13 protein-coding genes are annotated in these 14,523 nt (G+C 71.1%); 5 read left to right on the forward strand and 8 right to left on the reverse strand.

The features are described 5' to 3' along the window. Nucleotides 1–145 precede the first annotated feature (145 nt). Nucleotides 146–805 carry an NAD(P)H-binding protein gene (locus tag ON30_RS12655; RefSeq protein ID WP_040706852.1) on the reverse strand — a complete coding sequence of 220 codons (660 nt, stop codon included), beginning with the start codon at nucleotides 803–805 and terminating at the stop codon, nucleotides 146–148. A gap of 51 nt (nucleotides 806–856) precedes the next feature. Further along, nucleotides 857–1,420, reverse strand: a complete 564-nt coding sequence (locus tag ON30_RS41010; RefSeq protein ID WP_063719869.1) for a DUF2599 domain-containing protein — start codon at nucleotides 1,418–1,420, stop codon at nucleotides 857–859. A 190-nt stretch (nucleotides 1,421–1,610) separates the two neighbouring features. Here ON30_RS41010 and ON30_RS12665 point away from each other — a divergent pair, with 190 nt between their 5' ends. After that, entirely contained in the window at nucleotides 1,611–2,675 is a 1,065-nt protein-coding gene (locus ON30_RS12665; protein WP_051029281.1) for a lipase family protein, read from the forward strand. Nucleotides 2,676–2,679: 4 nt separating this feature from the next. On the opposite strand, the gene ON30_RS12670 is transcribed toward ON30_RS12665, so the two are convergent. Then, nucleotides 2,680–2,943 carry a hypothetical protein gene (locus tag ON30_RS12670; RefSeq protein WP_040706854.1) on the reverse strand — a complete coding sequence of 88 codons (264 nt, stop codon included), beginning with the start codon at nucleotides 2,941–2,943 and terminating at the stop codon, nucleotides 2,680–2,682. Nucleotides 2,944–3,315: 372 nt separating this feature from the next. Here ON30_RS12670 and ON30_RS12675 point away from each other — a divergent pair, with 372 nt between their 5' ends. Beyond that, nucleotides 3,316–4,725: a lipase family protein gene (locus tag ON30_RS12675; protein ID WP_040706855.1), complete on the forward strand. Its 1,410-nt coding sequence runs from the start codon at nucleotides 3,316–3,318 to the stop codon at nucleotides 4,723–4,725. 20 nt (nucleotides 4,726–4,745) lie between these two features. On the opposite strand, the gene ON30_RS12680 is transcribed toward ON30_RS12675, so the two are convergent. Continuing rightward, nucleotides 4,746–4,931 carry a hypothetical protein gene (locus ON30_RS12680; RefSeq protein WP_040706856.1) on the reverse strand — a complete coding sequence of 62 codons (186 nt, stop codon included), beginning with the start codon at nucleotides 4,929–4,931 and terminating at the stop codon, nucleotides 4,746–4,748. Nucleotides 4,932–5,033: 102 nt separating this feature from the next. Further along, nucleotides 5,034–7,142: an AMP-binding protein gene (locus tag ON30_RS12685; protein ID WP_040706859.1), complete on the reverse strand. Its 2,109-nt coding sequence runs from the start codon at nucleotides 7,140–7,142 to the stop codon at nucleotides 5,034–5,036. Between the two features lie 366 nt (nucleotides 7,143–7,508). Here ON30_RS12685 and ON30_RS12690 point away from each other — a divergent pair, with 366 nt between their 5' ends. Both ON30_RS12690 and ON30_RS38415 read left to right on the forward strand, forming a co-directional pair. Further along, the gene (locus ON30_RS12690) at nucleotides 7,509–8,150 is read left to right on the forward strand and encodes a TetR/AcrR family transcriptional regulator (RefSeq protein WP_040706861.1); all 642 of its coding nucleotides are present in this window, start codon (nucleotides 7,509–7,511) and stop codon (nucleotides 8,148–8,150) included. Next, nucleotides 8,147–8,737: an Rv1733c family protein gene (locus tag ON30_RS38415; protein WP_040706863.1), complete on the forward strand. Its 591-nt coding sequence runs from the start codon at nucleotides 8,147–8,149 to the stop codon at nucleotides 8,735–8,737. The genes ON30_RS12690 and ON30_RS38415 overlap by 4 nt, the downstream gene beginning before the upstream one ends. A gap of 237 nt (nucleotides 8,738–8,974) precedes the next feature. Here ON30_RS38415 and ON30_RS12700 read toward each other — a convergent pair whose 3' ends face one another. Next, a complete protein-coding gene (locus tag ON30_RS12700) occupies nucleotides 8,975–10,528 on the reverse strand; it encodes an acyl-CoA carboxylase subunit beta (RefSeq protein ID WP_040706865.1) in 1,554 nt (517 codons plus the stop codon). A gap of 568 nt (nucleotides 10,529–11,096) precedes the next feature. Between ON30_RS12700 and ON30_RS36080 the strand changes: the two genes are divergently transcribed. Beyond that, entirely contained in the window at nucleotides 11,097–12,212 is a 1,116-nt protein-coding gene (locus ON30_RS36080; RefSeq protein ID WP_174387480.1) for an RsbRD N-terminal domain-containing protein, read from the forward strand. On the opposite strand, the gene ON30_RS12710 is transcribed toward ON30_RS36080, so the two are convergent. Together ON30_RS12710 and ON30_RS12715 are read right to left on the reverse strand one after the other, a co-directional pair. Further along, nucleotides 12,175–13,104 (reverse strand): FAS1-like dehydratase domain-containing protein, encoded by a 930-nt coding sequence (locus ON30_RS12710; RefSeq protein ID WP_040706867.1) that lies wholly within the window; start codon nucleotides 13,102–13,104, stop codon nucleotides 12,175–12,177. The genes ON30_RS36080 and ON30_RS12710 overlap by 38 nt on opposite strands. 6 nt (nucleotides 13,105–13,110) lie before the next feature. Continuing rightward, nucleotides 13,111–13,704, reverse strand: coding sequence for a YdcF family protein (locus ON30_RS12715; RefSeq protein WP_040706870.1), 594 nt, complete (start codon nucleotides 13,702–13,704; stop codon nucleotides 13,111–13,113). Between the last annotated feature and the right edge of the window lie 819 nt (nucleotides 13,705–14,523).

Below are 14,523 nucleotides of genomic sequence, written 5' to 3' on the forward strand. Positions count from 1 at the left end.
ACTCGCGGCGCACACGCCGGTCGCACTGCGTGTCGTCGTTTCGGCTCCGGCGTGTCGGAATGGGTGCGCGGGGAGTGGTCGCGATCCGGGACAGTCGATGTCCCGGATCGCGTAACCCGGTGCGCCTCCGGCGAATAGTTATTGTTCAGTTAACTACGGCGGCCACGGCGTCGACATACGGTGTGTCCCCGCCGATCACCTCGAGAGTCGCCCCGGCGGTCGCCGGAGTGTGCAACAGTTCCAGGACCACCGCCGCCACGTCGGCGCGCGGGATGTCGCCGCGCCCGGTGGGCGTCCGCTGCAACCGCACCGAACCCGTGCCGATCTCGTCGACCAAGCGGCCCGGCCGCAGGATCGTCCAGTCCAGTTTCCGCCCGCGCAGGTCCTCCTCGGCCTGGGTCTTGGCGTCCAGGTAGGCCGCCCACACCTCGTCGGCGCCCGCGGCGGGCGCCTGACCCGCGCCCATGCTCGAGATCTGCACGAATCGGGACACCCCGGCCCGCTCGGCGGCGTCGGCCAGCAGCACCGAACCGTCGCGGTCCACGCTGTACTTGCGGGCCACCCCGCTGCCCGGGCCCGCGCCCGCGGCGAATACGACCGCGTCCGCGCCGTCGAGCAGCGCCGCCAGGTCCGCGGCGTCGAGCGCCTCCAGATCGGCCCGCACCGGCGTCGCTCCCGCCGCCACGACCTCCTCGGCGTGGTCGGGATTGCGGATCAGACTGCTCACCGTGTCACCACGCCGCGTGGCCGCCTCGGCCAGCAGCAGCGCGATCTTCCCGTGCCCACCCGCGATGACGATGTGCATGGACATGCTCCTCTCGATCGTTCGTGTGGTTGTTCCCGCGCCGGGGCGGCCTCACCGTTCGGGGCCGCCCGGATTGCACGAGGCCTGCACCGTGGCCTGATACCCGACATCGGGACGCCACGGTTCGAGATTCCAACTGGGCTTGTTCGGCGCGACCAACCGGGCCCATTCCCAATGGCAGAGGAATTGGTCACGCATGCCGGGGGTTTCGGCGTCGGCGGCGCGGGCGAGCACCTCCTGCCAGGCCCGCTCGTCGTTGCCCCCGGTGACCGTGCGCCTGCCCGCGACCGTGGGGAAGACCAGAAGCCTTGCGCCGTCGACGTTCTCGGTCCACTCCACGTGGTCGATGAGCGGTTGGTCCGCGTACGGGTCCGCGGTCGGCAGCGACGCCATCGGAGACGGCGGCGCGGAGGCGACCTTGGTGGCGGTGGTGGTGACCGGAGCCGCCGTGGTCGCCGAGGACGTGTCCGCAGGCTTGTCCGCGGACACCTGCGCGTCCCGGCCGCCGCATCCCGCGGCGAGCGGGACCAACGCGAGGCAGGCCAGTGCGCCCGCACGGCGCGCGACGGTGACGCGACGGCGCGCGGCCGTCCGGTCCGGGGTCCTCGATGTCACGAACGAACATCCTCTCCGCGGTCTCGGCGACAGGCTGCCGCCCGTACCGAGCCTAGCCAGTCGGTGTGGGGCGGGCGGTGATCCGGCCACCGAGAGTGGTGGCTTGCCCGCGGCGGGGCCGGCCGCGATAGTCGGTGCCGTGGTGGGTTGTCGATGGGTGGCGGTCGCCGCCGTGACGGTCGCGGTGACGATGTCGGTGTGCGGGACGGCGGCGGCGGACCGGCCGGGTGAGGTCACGGGGATCACCGGGTTGCCCGATCAGGTGCTCGTCCCGGAGGCGGGGGTGTCCTATCGGGTGTCCTATTGGTCGCGTGGTCCGCGCACGCCCATGCAGAGCACCGCGGCCGTGTACCTCCCGCCGGGAGTGCCGCCGCCGGGCGGGTGGCCGGTGGTGGCCTACGCGCACGGCACCGTGGGGATCGCCGACGACTGCGCGTTCACCGTCAACCGGCGCGACTTCTATCTGCGCACGGTCTACCCGGATCTGCTGCGGGCCGGCTACGCGGTGGTGATCTCCGACTACGTCGGCCTGGGCACGCCCGGCACGCACCCCTACCTGGACGGCCCCTCGCAGGCGCGCAGCGTGATCGACGCGGTGCGCGCGGCCCGTTCGGTGAGCGCCGACGTGAGTCCCGAGTGGGCGGTGCTCGGCCAGTCCCAGGGCGGTCAGACGGCGCTGTTCACCGCGGCCCTGGCCCCGACGGACGCCCCCGATCTGGACTTCCGTGGCGCGGCCGCCACCGGGCCGCCGTCGAATCTGGAATTGGTCGCACCGCTGCTGGGCCCGTGGGTGCCCCGGTTGCCGCTGCGGATGACCACCACCTATTTCGGCATGATCGTGGCGGGCCTGCGCGCCTCGGCGCCCGAACTCGACGTCGACCGGTACCTGACGCCCGCGGGCCGCGAGGTGGTGCGCATCGTGGAGGACACCTGCGCGATCGAGGCCGATCCGCTGGTCCGCGACGTCGCCATCGGGGACATGCTCACCCGCCCGCTCGACGATCCGGCGCTGCAAGCCGCCGTGCGCGCGATGCTCGAGATCCCCACCACGGGCTACACCGTGCCGCTGTTCGTCGGTCAGGGACTCGCCGATCAGGAGGTGCCGGTCCCGCTCAGCGTCAAACTCGTCGCCGATCTGGTCGCGGGCGGGGCCGATCTGGAGGTCGGGGTGTATTCCACCGATCACCTGGGCGCGGCGCGCGCGTCCTTCGACGATGTGAAGGCGTTCCTGCGACGGGTGCTCGACCGGGGTTGACCGGTCAGTGCCACAGTCCCGAGCAGGGCAACCTGCGCATGCCGGGGCGGATCATGCCGTCCACGGTGACGGTGAGGCCCGCCTGGAGGGCGGCCGAGGTGAACTCGGCGGCCTCGGTGCCCGTGGCGAGATATTCCAGCACCATCGGGTCGTCCGGATTCGGTCCGTCGAAGTACACGGTGACCCGGCGCGAGGGGATCTCGGCGGCCCGCCGCCCGCGCGTCGCGGGCCGGGTCTTCGCCGTCCTGGTCGTCACAGTGCCGTCCATGCCACCGTCTCCCTTCGCGCGGGCGATACCGCCCGCCGTCTGTCGACGGTAAGGCGCGGTCCGTGGTCGCGACCACGGGCGTGCGGACGCGCTTGACTATTCACAGCGCCGGGCCAGGGGAGGTCTGGGACGGGTCACGACGGCGCGGCCGATGGGGCGCGTCGCGGCCGGGCGGACCGGGAAACCGCCGGTCCGCGCCGGGGTGTTGCGATTCGGCGTCATGACACGCACAACTCGGGTACGGACCGCATCGCGCCCGGCGCGTCGGGCCTACGCTGAATGTCCTGCGTCCGCACGAGCGGGGGGCACATCGAGACGGTAACCGCACACACCGGGGCGCAGTAGTAGACCTCGCACCCAGGGGCGTGTGCCATGAGATCTGTACGCGGCGTCTTCGCGGCAGTGGTTCTGATCCTGTCGGCGGTCGCTCCCGCCGCGGCCCAACCGCCCGCACCGCCACTCCCGCCGTCGTTGCCCGCGCCGCCCGATCCGGCCGACCTGCTGCCCGGTGTCCAGGAATGGATCGACGCGATCCTACCGCCCGCGCCCGTCGCGCCGCTGCCGCCCGACGCGCCACCGGAGGCGATGCCGCCGTCGGACGTCCCGGAGTTCGGTCCCGACCTGGCCGCGCTGCGCGCCGCGGTACTGCCGTCCCCGGTCGGCGACGCGTTCTTCGACCGGTGGCCCGCCGAACTCGCCGACGCCGAGCCCGGCCAGGTGGTCGAAGTCCGCGATGTCGGCGCGACCGCGGGCGCGCTGGTGCTGATGCCGTTCCGTCAGGCGCTGCAACTGAAGTTCCGCACCACCGACGCGAGCGGCAGGCCCTCCTTCGCCACGGCGACCCTGGTGGTGCCGACCGGCGAGTGGACCGGTCCGGGACAGCGGCCGGTCGTGGTGAACAACCTGCCGATCAACGCCCTCGGCCGCAAGTGCACGATCGGCTACAGCATGGCCCACGGCCTGTCCGGTGACCTCAGCGTCACCGACTACGTCCCGCCGACGCTGCAAGTGGGTCTGCTGCGCGGCTACGCGGTGCTGCTGCCCGATCACGAAGGACCGTGGATGTCCTACGCCGAACCCGTCGTCGCCGGACGCGCGATCCTCGACGCGATCCGAGCGGTCCGCGCTCTGCTGCCCGAGGAGTTCGGCGCGAGCCCCTACGGGATGACCGGCTACTCCGGCGGGGCCATCGCGACCAACGGCGCGGTCAAGCAGATGGGCGACTACGCGCCGGAACTGGCCGAGGTGGTGGTGGGCGCGACGTTGGGCGGCGTACCCGCCGACTACGCGATCCTGGCCCGCAGCATGAACGCCAACCTGGCCTCCGGGGTCTTCATGGGGGCGGTGCTCGGCATCGCGCGCGAACGCGTCGAGATCCTGGGCCGGATGAACCATCTCGCGCAGTGGGTGTCGACCTCGCCGCTGAAGGATTCCTGCGCCAGTACTTTCGGGCTGCCGGGCGTGCTGATGCTGCCCATCGACGTGGGGGCGAACTTCCCCGATCCGCTGCACTCGGACTTCGCGGCCGAGATCTACCGGGAGACGCGCATGGCGGACCGTCGCTCACCGGTCCCGCTCTACCTCTACAACGGCGAACAGGAATGGTGGATCCCCGCCGAAGGCGCGCGCGAACTGTTCCGCGAACAGTGCGCGCTCGGGGTCGCGGTCGTCTATCGAAGTGTGCCGGGCGAACACGTCATCGCCGGCGGGCTCGGCTATCCGGAGGCGATGGTCTGGCTCGACGACCGACTGCGCGGCCTGCCCGCCCCGAACGAGTGCTGAGGCACGGGCCGCCGAGCCCGTCAGGTCATGATGGTCAGCGGCACCGGTCCCGACCAACCGCAGGGAAGTTCGCAGCTGGCGGTGACCGTCACCTCGGCGCCGCGGCGCACGATGCCGCGGACCTCGGTCGCGCGGGCGGGGTATCCGCAGGACGGGCATTTGCCGAAATAGTTGAGGATTTCGTGGTTTCGGGTCGTGGCTGTCATATCCGCGACGGTAAACATCCGGCGACCCGGTCAGGCGGGTTCGGCGCATACCTCGTCGGACTCACAGGCGCGGCGGCGAGGCCGTGGTGAGATCTCCAGCCCTCACGGCGAGCCGGGAGCCACCGAGCCCAGCACGGGCGGGTCGCTCGCGTCGGGTCCGATGAGCAGGCGCTTGAGGATCTTGCCGGTCTCGCCACGCGGGAGCGAACTGAGGAAGGTGACGTCACGGGGGACCGAGAAACGGCTGAGCCGGTGCCGGATGTAGTTGCGCACCATATCCGAATCCAGTCCCGCCCCTTCGCGTTTGACGACGAAGGCGGCCAGCCGCTGGCCGTATTCCTGATCCGGGACCCCGACCACCGCGACCTCGCTGACCTGCGGCAGATAGGCCAGCGCCTCCTCGACCGGGCGCGGGAAGACGTTCTCGCCGCCGGAGATGATCATCTCGTCGTCGCGTCCGTCGATGAACAACTTGCCCGAGGCGTCCAGGTATCCGAGGTCGCCGGTGTCGAGCATGCCCTTGGCCTCGTTGGGCGGCGCGGAGTTGACGTAGCCGTCGAAGAGCATGTGGTTGCTGACGAAGATGTGCCCGGTCGCGCCGACCGGAAGGGGTTCCAGGTCGGGGCCCATCACCGCGACCCTGGTGCCCAGCGGCGGCCTGCCCGCGGTGGTGGGCGCGGCGCGCAGGTCCTCGGGGTCGGCGACGGTCGCCCAGGAGACCTCGGTCGAGCCGTAGACGTTGTAGAGGATGTCGCCGTAGTCGTCCATGAACCGCAGGACGGTCTTGGCCGTGAGCGGCGCGCCGCAACTGGCCACCACGCGCAGGCTGGAGGTGTCGTAGCGCTCGCGCACGTGCACCGGCAGTTCCAGGATGCGGTGCACCATGATCGGCACCGCGATGAACACCGTCACCCGGTGTTCGGCGATCAGTCGCAGGCACTGCTCGGCGTCGAACTGCGCGGGCAGCACCACCGTGGAGCGCAGCGCCGTGCTCAGTTGCAGCGCGGCAAGACCCCAGGTGTGGAACAGCGGCGCGGGGATCAGCATGGTGTCGCCGGTGCGCAGGGGAATGCGCGAGAGCAGCGCGGCGACGGTGCCGAAACCCTTGGGGTGCGGACGGCGCGCGCCCTTGGGCGCGCCAGAGGTACCTGAGGTCAGCACGATCAGCTTGCCGGGATTGGTCGGCTTCGGGAAGCTCGCGGTGCTCTGCTCGGCGTCGGCGATCAGCTCGTCCAGGCCCGGCGGTCCGACGCCCGGCGGGCGGTGATCGGCGGCGTAGCGGGCGATGTCGGCGTGCAGGTACTGCACCAGATGGTCGAATTCGGCGTCCACGAACAGCGCCGAGAGCTTGTCGCGCTGCACGACCTCCTCGATGCGCCGGGTCGGCAGGCCGGTGTTGAGCAGGGCCACGTCGACGCCGAGTTTGCCCGCCGCGACCATGACCTCGACCATGCCGCGATGGTTGCGGGCCAGTAGGCCGATGGAGTCGCCGGGGGCCAGTCCGCGCGCGAACATCGCCGCCGCCAAGGCGTGGGTGCGCTCGTGCATCTCGGCGAAGCTGCGGGTGCCGTCGGCGTCGACCAGCGCGGTGTGCCGGGGCGCGAAAGCCGCCGCCGCCGCGTAGCCGCCCGCCAGGTTGAACCCCCATTCGGCCAGCCTGCGCAACTGCTTGACCCCGCGGTCGAGACGATAGGTGACCGCGACGCCCGCGGTGACGATCTGCCGGGCCACCTCCGCCTGTCTGCGCAGCGGGTTGTTCTCCCCGTTGACGACCACCGAGGTGGGCGCGCCGCGCACCAGATCCTCCACCCGGCGCAGACCGCGGCGGATCCAGTCGGTGATCGCGGCGTTGGAGGAGGCGGCGACCACCGGGTGCAAGCGGCCGACGGCGAACAGCGTGACCACGACCTTGGCGCGGTTGTCGTCGCCGGTCACCCGGACCGAGACGAAGCTGCCCAGCGCCGGACACTGCAACTCGAATCCGTCGCGGATGCGTCCGATCACCATGCGCACGCTGGGCGTGTTGATCCCGGTGGCGGCGGTGCCGATCCGGAAGCGCAGCATCGCGTGCCCGTCGGCGCTCTCGAGCGGTTCGCACGCGCCGATGCCGGTGAACACCCGGGGGTAGGTCTGCGGTTCGACCAGCAGATCCCATACGGAGGAGCGGGGGATCGCGAACTCCGCGACCACGTCTAGGACATCGGCTACCACTGGCGTGCAATTCTCGTCGGCCGGTTCGAACAGCTCGGGTCGGCGGAGATTTCCTTTGTAACCCTGGATTCACCTGCGGTCAAGCACGGGTTGCCGGGCAGGCGCGCGGGGCCGAGGAAGTGTGGTAGGCGGAATGAAAGCGCATGTGTTCGCGGCATTTTCGGGAATGTCCACAGAATTCGCCGGGCGTCCGCCCGCGATCTCCGGTGCGCATTCGGATGATCTTTTGGGACAAGTCATGAATGCGTTCTCGGAATTCCGTTCGTTTCACCGTGATATCCGAGGGCTATCCGGGCTGGGTGCGGCCCGCCGCCGCGGCGCGGGCAAGGTAATGTCCCGACGGGACAATAGTCGTAGGATGGAGACGTGGGCATCGACGACGATCTCGACGGGCGCAGGCTGCGCACCCGACGCAGCCGCGCGGCGATGTCGCGCGCGGCCGTCGACCTGCTGACCGAACGCGGTCTGGAGGCGGTGAACGTCGAGGGCATCGCCGAGCGCGCCGGAGTCACCCGGCGCACCTTCAGCAGGCACTTCGGCTCCCTCGAGGAAGCAGTGCTCGGCGAGGTCGACCAGGACGCCCACGAGTTCAACGACGCGCTGCTGCGCCGTCCCGCCCACGAACCCCCGCTGGCCGCCTTCCGCGCCGCGGTCCACGACTGGCTGGCCGACGCGCACGGCGAGGGGCCGGGCGAGGTGACCGCGCGCCGGTGGGAGCTGTTTCGCCGGGTCGAGCGCGAACCCGCGCTGCTGGCCGGCTACCAGCGGATCAGGGCCGAGGGCCTGCGGGAATCGGTGCGCATCCTCGCGGCTCGGCTCGACGTCGACGCCGAGGTCGACGCACGGCCCGCCGCGGCCGTGGCGGCGGGGTCGGCGATGCTGCTGGCCGCCTTGCAGGCGTGGGCGGGCGGGGACGACCCCGCGGCGCTGCCCGAACTCGTCGACCGGTACTTCGCGACCTTGGACGAGTTGGTGATCGAATCGCAGTACGAGGAGTCGATGTCATGACGACGAGGTCGGACGACGCCGTCCACCGGGCCTGCCGCCGGGTGGGCCTCGACCGCAATCCCTTGCGTCGCGTGGAGGATCGGTGCCAGACCTGCGCGGGCGCGCTGGTGATGCTGGCGGTCCTGCTCGCGGTGCCGCTGGCGATCCTGTTCGTCGGCAGACCGGTGTACGCCGGCGAACTCGCCCAGGTGCGTGCCGAGACCTCGCGTCTGCACCGGGTGCAGGCCACGGTGACCGAGGTGGGCCGAACCCCGCTCTACGCGCCGATCACCCCGGTGAAGGTTCGTTGGACCTCGGCAGACGGCAAGGTGCGCACGGGTGAGCACCACTCCGATGTGATGGTCAAACCCGGTGCGACGGTGCCGATCTGGTTGGATTCGCGGGAACGGATCGTCGCACCGCCCGCCGAGACGCGCCCGCTGAGTCGCGCGGTGCTGGCAGGCGTCGGTGTCGTGGCCGGCACGCTGATCGTCTGTGTCGCAGGCTATCTGGCGTTGCGCTTGGGGCTCGATCGCCGCCGCGCCAAGCGCTGGGAACTCGAATGGGCCACGCTGGGGACCGGCTGGGGCGGGCAGGGCGCGAACTGAGTGCGCCTGTGCCGCTGGGGATGCGGCGCGCCCGCCGGGACGGGGTAGGGACCGGCCCGACGGGCGCTGCCGCGTGCCGTGGCCGCAACGCGGCGACGTGGGCCGGGCACACGAGCGAGCGTATGGTATCGCGAACGCGCGGGCCCGGCGGCCGGGTCGAGTTGGGACGATTCACCGACCTCACCCCGGTTGCCTTGTGCGCGAACACAACCGGGCTCGGGTAGCGGCGGTGCTGGATCAGACCGGCAACAGGCTGTGCTTGCGTGGATTGGGCCTGCGCACGGCGTCCTTCTCACGCAGCAGCCGCAGCGCCTTGCGGATCTCGAGGCGGGTCTGCGACGGTTCGATCACCGCGTCGATGTAGCCGCGCTCGGCCGCGATCCACGGGGTCGCCAGCGTGGCGTTGTAGAAATCGATCATCTGCTGACGCACGGCCGGGCGATCCGTGGCGGGCACCGCCTCGAGGCGCTTGCGTCCGACGATCCCGACCATGCTCTCCGCGCCCATCACCGCGATCCGCGCGGTCGGCCACGCCAGGCTGATGTCGGCGCCGAGCTGCTTGCAGCCCATCACCGCGTAGCCGCCGCCGTAGGCCTTGCGGGTCACGATCGTCACCACCGGCACCGTCGCCTCGATGACGGCGCGGAAGAACCGGCCGCCGCGCTTGATGACCCCGGCGCGCTCCTCCTCCACGCCCGGCAGCACGCCGGGGGTGTCGACCACGAACACCAGCGGGATGCCGTAGGCGTCGCACAGGCGGATGAAATGGGTCGCCTTGTCCGAGCACTGCGCGTCCAGCGCGCCGCCCAGCACCATCGGCTGATTCGCCACGACGCCGACGCTGCGTCCGTCGACCCGCGCGAAGCCGGTGATCAGGTTCTGGGCCGTCGCGGCGGAGATCTCGTGGAAGGCGCCGTCGTCGAAGATGCGCAGCAGGATGTCGCGCATGTCGTAGCCGACCTTGTCCGAGTCCGGGATGATCGTGTCCAGCTCCAGGTCCGAGGCGGTCCGCTCGGGTTCGAGGCCCGGGTTGACGATCGGCGGGGATTCCAGGCAGCTCGACGGCAGGTAGCTCAGGTAGTCGCGCACCCAGTCGAAGGCGGCCCGCTCGTCGGGGGCCACGTGGTGGATGGTGCCGATCTCGGCCTGCACCGCCGCGCCGCCGAGCTCCTCGGCGGTCACCGAATGCCCGGTCACCGCCTTGATGACCTCGGGGCCGGTGACGAACATGTAGGACTTGTCGGTGGCCACCAGCACGTCCATGTTGACCGGTCCGTAGACCGATCCGGCCGCGCACTTGCCGAGCATGACCGCGACCATCGGCACGAACCCGGACAGGTACTCCTGGCGGCGGCACATCAGCGCGTACCAGGCCAGCGAGGTGACCGCGTCCTGGATGCGGGCGCCGCCGGAATCGTTGATCGCCACGACCGGGCAGGCGTTGTCCTCGGCGAATTCCATCGCGGCGGCCACCTTGCGACCGAACATCTCGCCGACCGAGCCGCCGTGCACGGTCTGGTCGTGGGCGATCACCACCACGGGCCTGCCGTCGATGTAGCCGCGGCCGGTGACGACGCCGTCGCCGTACATGGCGTTCTCGCCGCCGCCCGGCTGACGCATCAGCGCGCCGATTTCCACGAACGTTCCCGGGTCGAGCAACATGCGGACGCGTTCGCGAGCGCTGGGTATCCCCTTGCTCTTGCGTTTCGCGATACCGGTCTCGCCGGCGGGTTCCTCGGCGAGCTCCAGGATGTCCCGGAGTTCTTCCAGCTTTTCTCGCGTGCCGCTCATAAGTGTCGTGCTGTCCTTCGAACTCGGTGTAGCTGCCCCTTCGTGACGGGTTCGCCGTACATCGGGGGTGCGGCGCTCGATGTTAGCCGCGATGAGATCTACGGCACAGCCGATCAGCCGATCTCATGGGACAGCTCACAGCGGCTTCGCGCGCGCTCTTGGTCATCCGACCCTATCGGTCGGCGCGCGAATCGTTGTGGTCGGCACCGGCCCGCGCCGGCTTCCGTCGTGATCGGCCACAGACTTCGTGGCCTGGCGCCGCGCCGCCTCTACGGTGAATTCGCGCGGCGTCGGTAAATGCGCGGCCGACGCCGCGCCCCCGGTGTTTCGTCGATGTTTCGGCTCGGGCCGCAAATACCGGGGCGTGCGTGCCGGAACACCGAGCGGCAATCCGGACTCGCCGAAATGCATTGTCCCGGCGGGTCGTCGCCGCCTTGCGTGGAAAATGCTCGCGAACAACCGTGATCGCCTTGTGATTCGGCCCAATATGCGGTGTAAAGGGTCGGGAGATACCAAGTTCGGGCGCGCGGGAGGAGCCAGGCCGGGTTCGCGTGACTAGCGTCGAGTCATGGCGGGTAGAAGAGCCGGAGCGAACTCGGCGAGCTTGACCGACCGACTGCGCGAGCACCTGGCGCGTACCGGCCGCGGAACCGGACCCGACGATCTGGGCGAGGTCACCCGGCACTGCCTGGCGGCGGCCGTACGCACCCTCGGGCGCGCGCCCGCGCCCACCGCCCAGCCCGCCGAGATCGTGGGTTCCGCGGTCCGCTGGGCCCGGGAAGGCGTGGCGTTGGAGACCGTGCTCGGCGCATACCACGACGGCATCCGCTCGGGCTTGGAATTCCTCGCCGCCGAGGCCGAGGCCGACGATCCCGAAGAGGTGGTGGCGGGCGCGCGACTGATCGTGCGCGCGCTGGAGATGGTCACCCTCGCGGCGTCGACCGCCTACGTCGAAGAACATCGCGTCGTGGCCAAAGAGCACCAGACTGCGGCGCAGACACTCGTCTCGGCGCTGCTGGCGGGCCGGGGCGTCGAGCGGGTGGCCCGGCAGGCCGGCATCGCGATCGCGCCCGCCTACCAGGTGGTCGCGGTGCACATCCCGCCGCACCCCGACGAATCCGGTCCCGGCGGCGGCACCGTGGCCGCCCGCTACAAACTGCGCCGGGTCCAGGCCGCCTTGGCCGATCCGCTCGGCTCGCGGGCGCTGTCGCTGCTGTCCACCAACGGCGGCACGGTCCTGGTCCCCGTCGAGGCGACCGCCGCCGCGCTGACCCCGCCCACCGTGACGGCGGAGGTGCTCGAATGGGTCGGCAACGCCGCGGGCGTCCCGATGACCGCCGCCGTCGCGACCGGCCCCACCGAGCGCGTCCCCGAACTCGCCGACCTGACCCACGACCTGCTCCACCGCGTACGGGCATCCGGGCGGGCCCCGGGCCTGTACCCGGTCATCGAGTCCGCCGACGGCGAGGCCGCCGCGTCGACCGGTGCGACCGCGCAGGCACACCACGGCGCCGTCGACCGCCGCGCGGAGGCGGAGCACGGGCGCGCGGAGGACACCGGCCGTGCGCCGCTGGGCCGCCGCGGCGTCGCCGGACGGGCCGATCGCGCGGTGGTCGGGGAGTCGCCCGATCGGGCCTGCCGCCGAATCAGCGCGGCAGCCGCAGGTCGATCGAGGCGTGACTGAACAGGTCGCGTCCGCCGCAGCGCGCGGTGACCGCGACGGTCGCGCGCTCGCGCGCCGCGTCGAGTCCGGTGATCCGCCCGCCGAACACGACGGTCGCCGAATCCGGCACCGGCACGGTCAGGTGGTGCAGGTGGCGTGAGGTCTGGGTGCGCAGACGCCGCGGCGTCGCGCCCGGCCCGAATCGCCTGTCCAGATAGCTCACGGCCAGCGCGGTCTCGATCGTGCTCGGCGCCATCGACCCCGCACCGGTCAACGCCGCGTAGCGCAGCAGATCCGCGCGCGTCAGCGCCGTCGACCACGGCGCGAGCACGGTCCCGATCCGCAACCGCGCGAGCGGCACGACCGCGTCCTCGGTCGGGATGTCGGGTTCGTCGGTCTCCAGGAAGGTCGCGTCGCCGCGGTCGAGCGAGGGGCGGTCGCCGCCGATCCGGGTGAGCAGCGACGTCGTCGCCGACAGCGTGACCGCGCCCCGCCGGTCGACGAGCGCGCTGCGGATCGCCAGGACGTGGTAGTCGGCGAAGTGACGGTAGGAGTCGACCGCGGTCCGGCACAGGAGCCGATCGCCCTCGATCGCCTGCCTGCGGATCTCGACCACTTGGTCGAGGTGCAGCAGTCGCGCGGCCGCGGGGTCGGGCAGGACCTCGGCGAGTACGGCGCCGAGGGCGGGCGTGAGAACGGTCGCGGCGAACGACACGGGCGCGACCGCGCCGGACCCGCCCGTATCGACCTGCGACCGCGGGTGTCGGACCGTGCGCGCGAATTCCGCGATCGTCTCCGCCCGCACGGTGACCGGTCCGGTCGTGTGCCGAACGCCGCGCACGACGGGGTGGCGCCGCAACGGCTCGCGCGACCCGGTGACGGGCAACGGCAGGGGAGTACGCGGACCGGCCATGCGGGGTCAGATCCGCGAACCGAAGGGGAGCGCGAGCAGCGGGAGCTGATCCGGGGTGACCGCGCCGACGACGGTGACGCCCGCGCCGACGAAATCACCCACCGCACGCTCGATGTGGTCGGCGGAGGTGACGACGACTGCGTCGCGCGCGCCGATCTCGTGGATGACCCGCGCCGAGCCCGCCGCGTTCTGGAGCGTGTCCGCCGCCCCGGCCTCGATGTGCACCCGGTGCGCCGGAATGCCGTGGCCGATCAGCCAATCCGCCATCGCCTGCGCCTCGGTGACGCCGTTGCGCGGATTGCCGCCGGTCACGATCACGGGTGAGGCGGGGGCGAGCAGGGCCTGCGCGAAACCGGCGTGCAGGCGGGCCACGAGTTCCGGGCGCATGGTCCCGTCGGGCAGCAGTCCGTAGCCGAGGACGACGATCGCGGTGTCCGGGCCGCGGAAGCCGAGCGCGAGGTCGGGCGTCGCGGACGCGACGGCCGTCGCGGCCGGAATGCCGAGGGTGACCGGCAGCAGCAGGGCGGCGACGGCGGTCGCGCCGAGCATCGCGCGTGCGGCGGCGCGGGCCCGGCGCGCGGGTTTGGTGGGGTCCGACATGGCAACTCCGTCAATCGTCCTTGGGCGGCTCCGGATTCCATCGTGGGACCGGTGTCGCCGACGGCGACAACGATTCCCGGAAGGTGTGGACAGGTCACCGCGCGGAGACGGCCGATTTGGTACGAGCACGGCCGGGATTGTGCGGGCGACGAATCGAACGGCCATGTCACTGTGACGAGGCACCGACAGCGCCGATCGCAGTGCCGTATGCCGTCGCGGGGTCGGCGGAGCGGAGTGCTCGGAGACTGAGGGCGGGTGCCAGCAGTTGTGTGTTTTATATCACATGGATCTGGCCGGCGGTGTGCTGGGCCACTTGCGGTCGACCGTGGAAGCGACTTGCAGCGTACCCGATTCGCGAGATCCCAATCCCGCGGCGGAAATGGCGGTCGAGTTCGGGACAAAAGTCTGAAAATCCGCATATTCACAGATGCGGGAGAGAAATGTACCGGCCATTCGCTGGGTGATTACCGGCGAATCGCTGGGCGTTGTTTGGCGTGCCGAACGGCGTGTCGCCTATGGGCGGGTGTTGTTCTTCGTCCCGGGACGGTCGGTTTTCGTTCGCTGGATAAGTCATCGGGGGATTCCCGACGATTCGGGCGAATGGTGTCGGAGCGGCGGTGACCGGGCACGGACCGGGCGGTCGGTGCTTTTTCCATCGCTCCAGGTCGGCCGCTGTGCGCCGCGGGAAGATCGACCCGCTGTGGCCGCATCGTCGCCGAATCGGTACCGTATCAACTGGTCAATGCGGTAGTCCGGGGATCGGGGCGGGGGCGAGGGGCTTCCGTAACGTACGAGCCGTGGGCGACGAACAAGATATCG

Source organism: Nocardia takedensis NBRC 100417 (assembly GCF_000308695.1).
GTDB lineage: Bacteria > Actinomycetota > Actinomycetes > Mycobacteriales > Mycobacteriaceae > Nocardia > Nocardia takedensis.

Coding starts and splice junctions, on each gene's coding strand:
- ON30_RS12655 (WP_040706852.1), bottom strand. CDS start 805: ATGCACATCGTCATCGCGGGTGGGCACGGGAAGATCGCGCTGCTGCTG.
- ON30_RS12665 (WP_051029281.1), top strand. CDS start 1,611: ATGTCGGTGTGCGGGACGGCGGCGGCGGACCGGCCGGGTGAGGTCACG.
- ON30_RS12670 (WP_040706854.1), bottom strand. CDS start 2,943: ATGGACGGCACTGTGACGACCAGGACGGCGAAGACCCGGCCCGCGACG.
- ON30_RS12675 (WP_040706855.1), top strand. CDS start 3,316: ATGAGATCTGTACGCGGCGTCTTCGCGGCAGTGGTTCTGATCCTGTCG.
- ON30_RS12680 (WP_040706856.1), bottom strand. CDS start 4,931: ATGACAGCCACGACCCGAAACCACGAAATCCTCAACTATTTCGGCAAA.
- ON30_RS38415 (WP_040706863.1), top strand. CDS start 8,147: ATGACGACGAGGTCGGACGACGCCGTCCACCGGGCCTGCCGCCGGGTG.
- ON30_RS12700 (WP_040706865.1), bottom strand. CDS start 10,528: ATGAGCGGCACGCGAGAAAAGCTGGAAGAACTCCGGGACATCCTGGAG.
- ON30_RS36080 (WP_174387480.1), top strand. CDS start 11,097: ATGGCGGGTAGAAGAGCCGGAGCGAACTCGGCGAGCTTGACCGACCGA.
- ON30_RS12710 (WP_040706867.1), bottom strand. CDS start 13,104: ATGGCCGGTCCGCGTACTCCCCTGCCGTTGCCCGTCACCGGGTCGCGC.
- ON30_RS12715 (WP_040706870.1), bottom strand. CDS start 13,704: ATGTCGGACCCCACCAAACCCGCGCGCCGGGCCCGCGCCGCCGCACGC.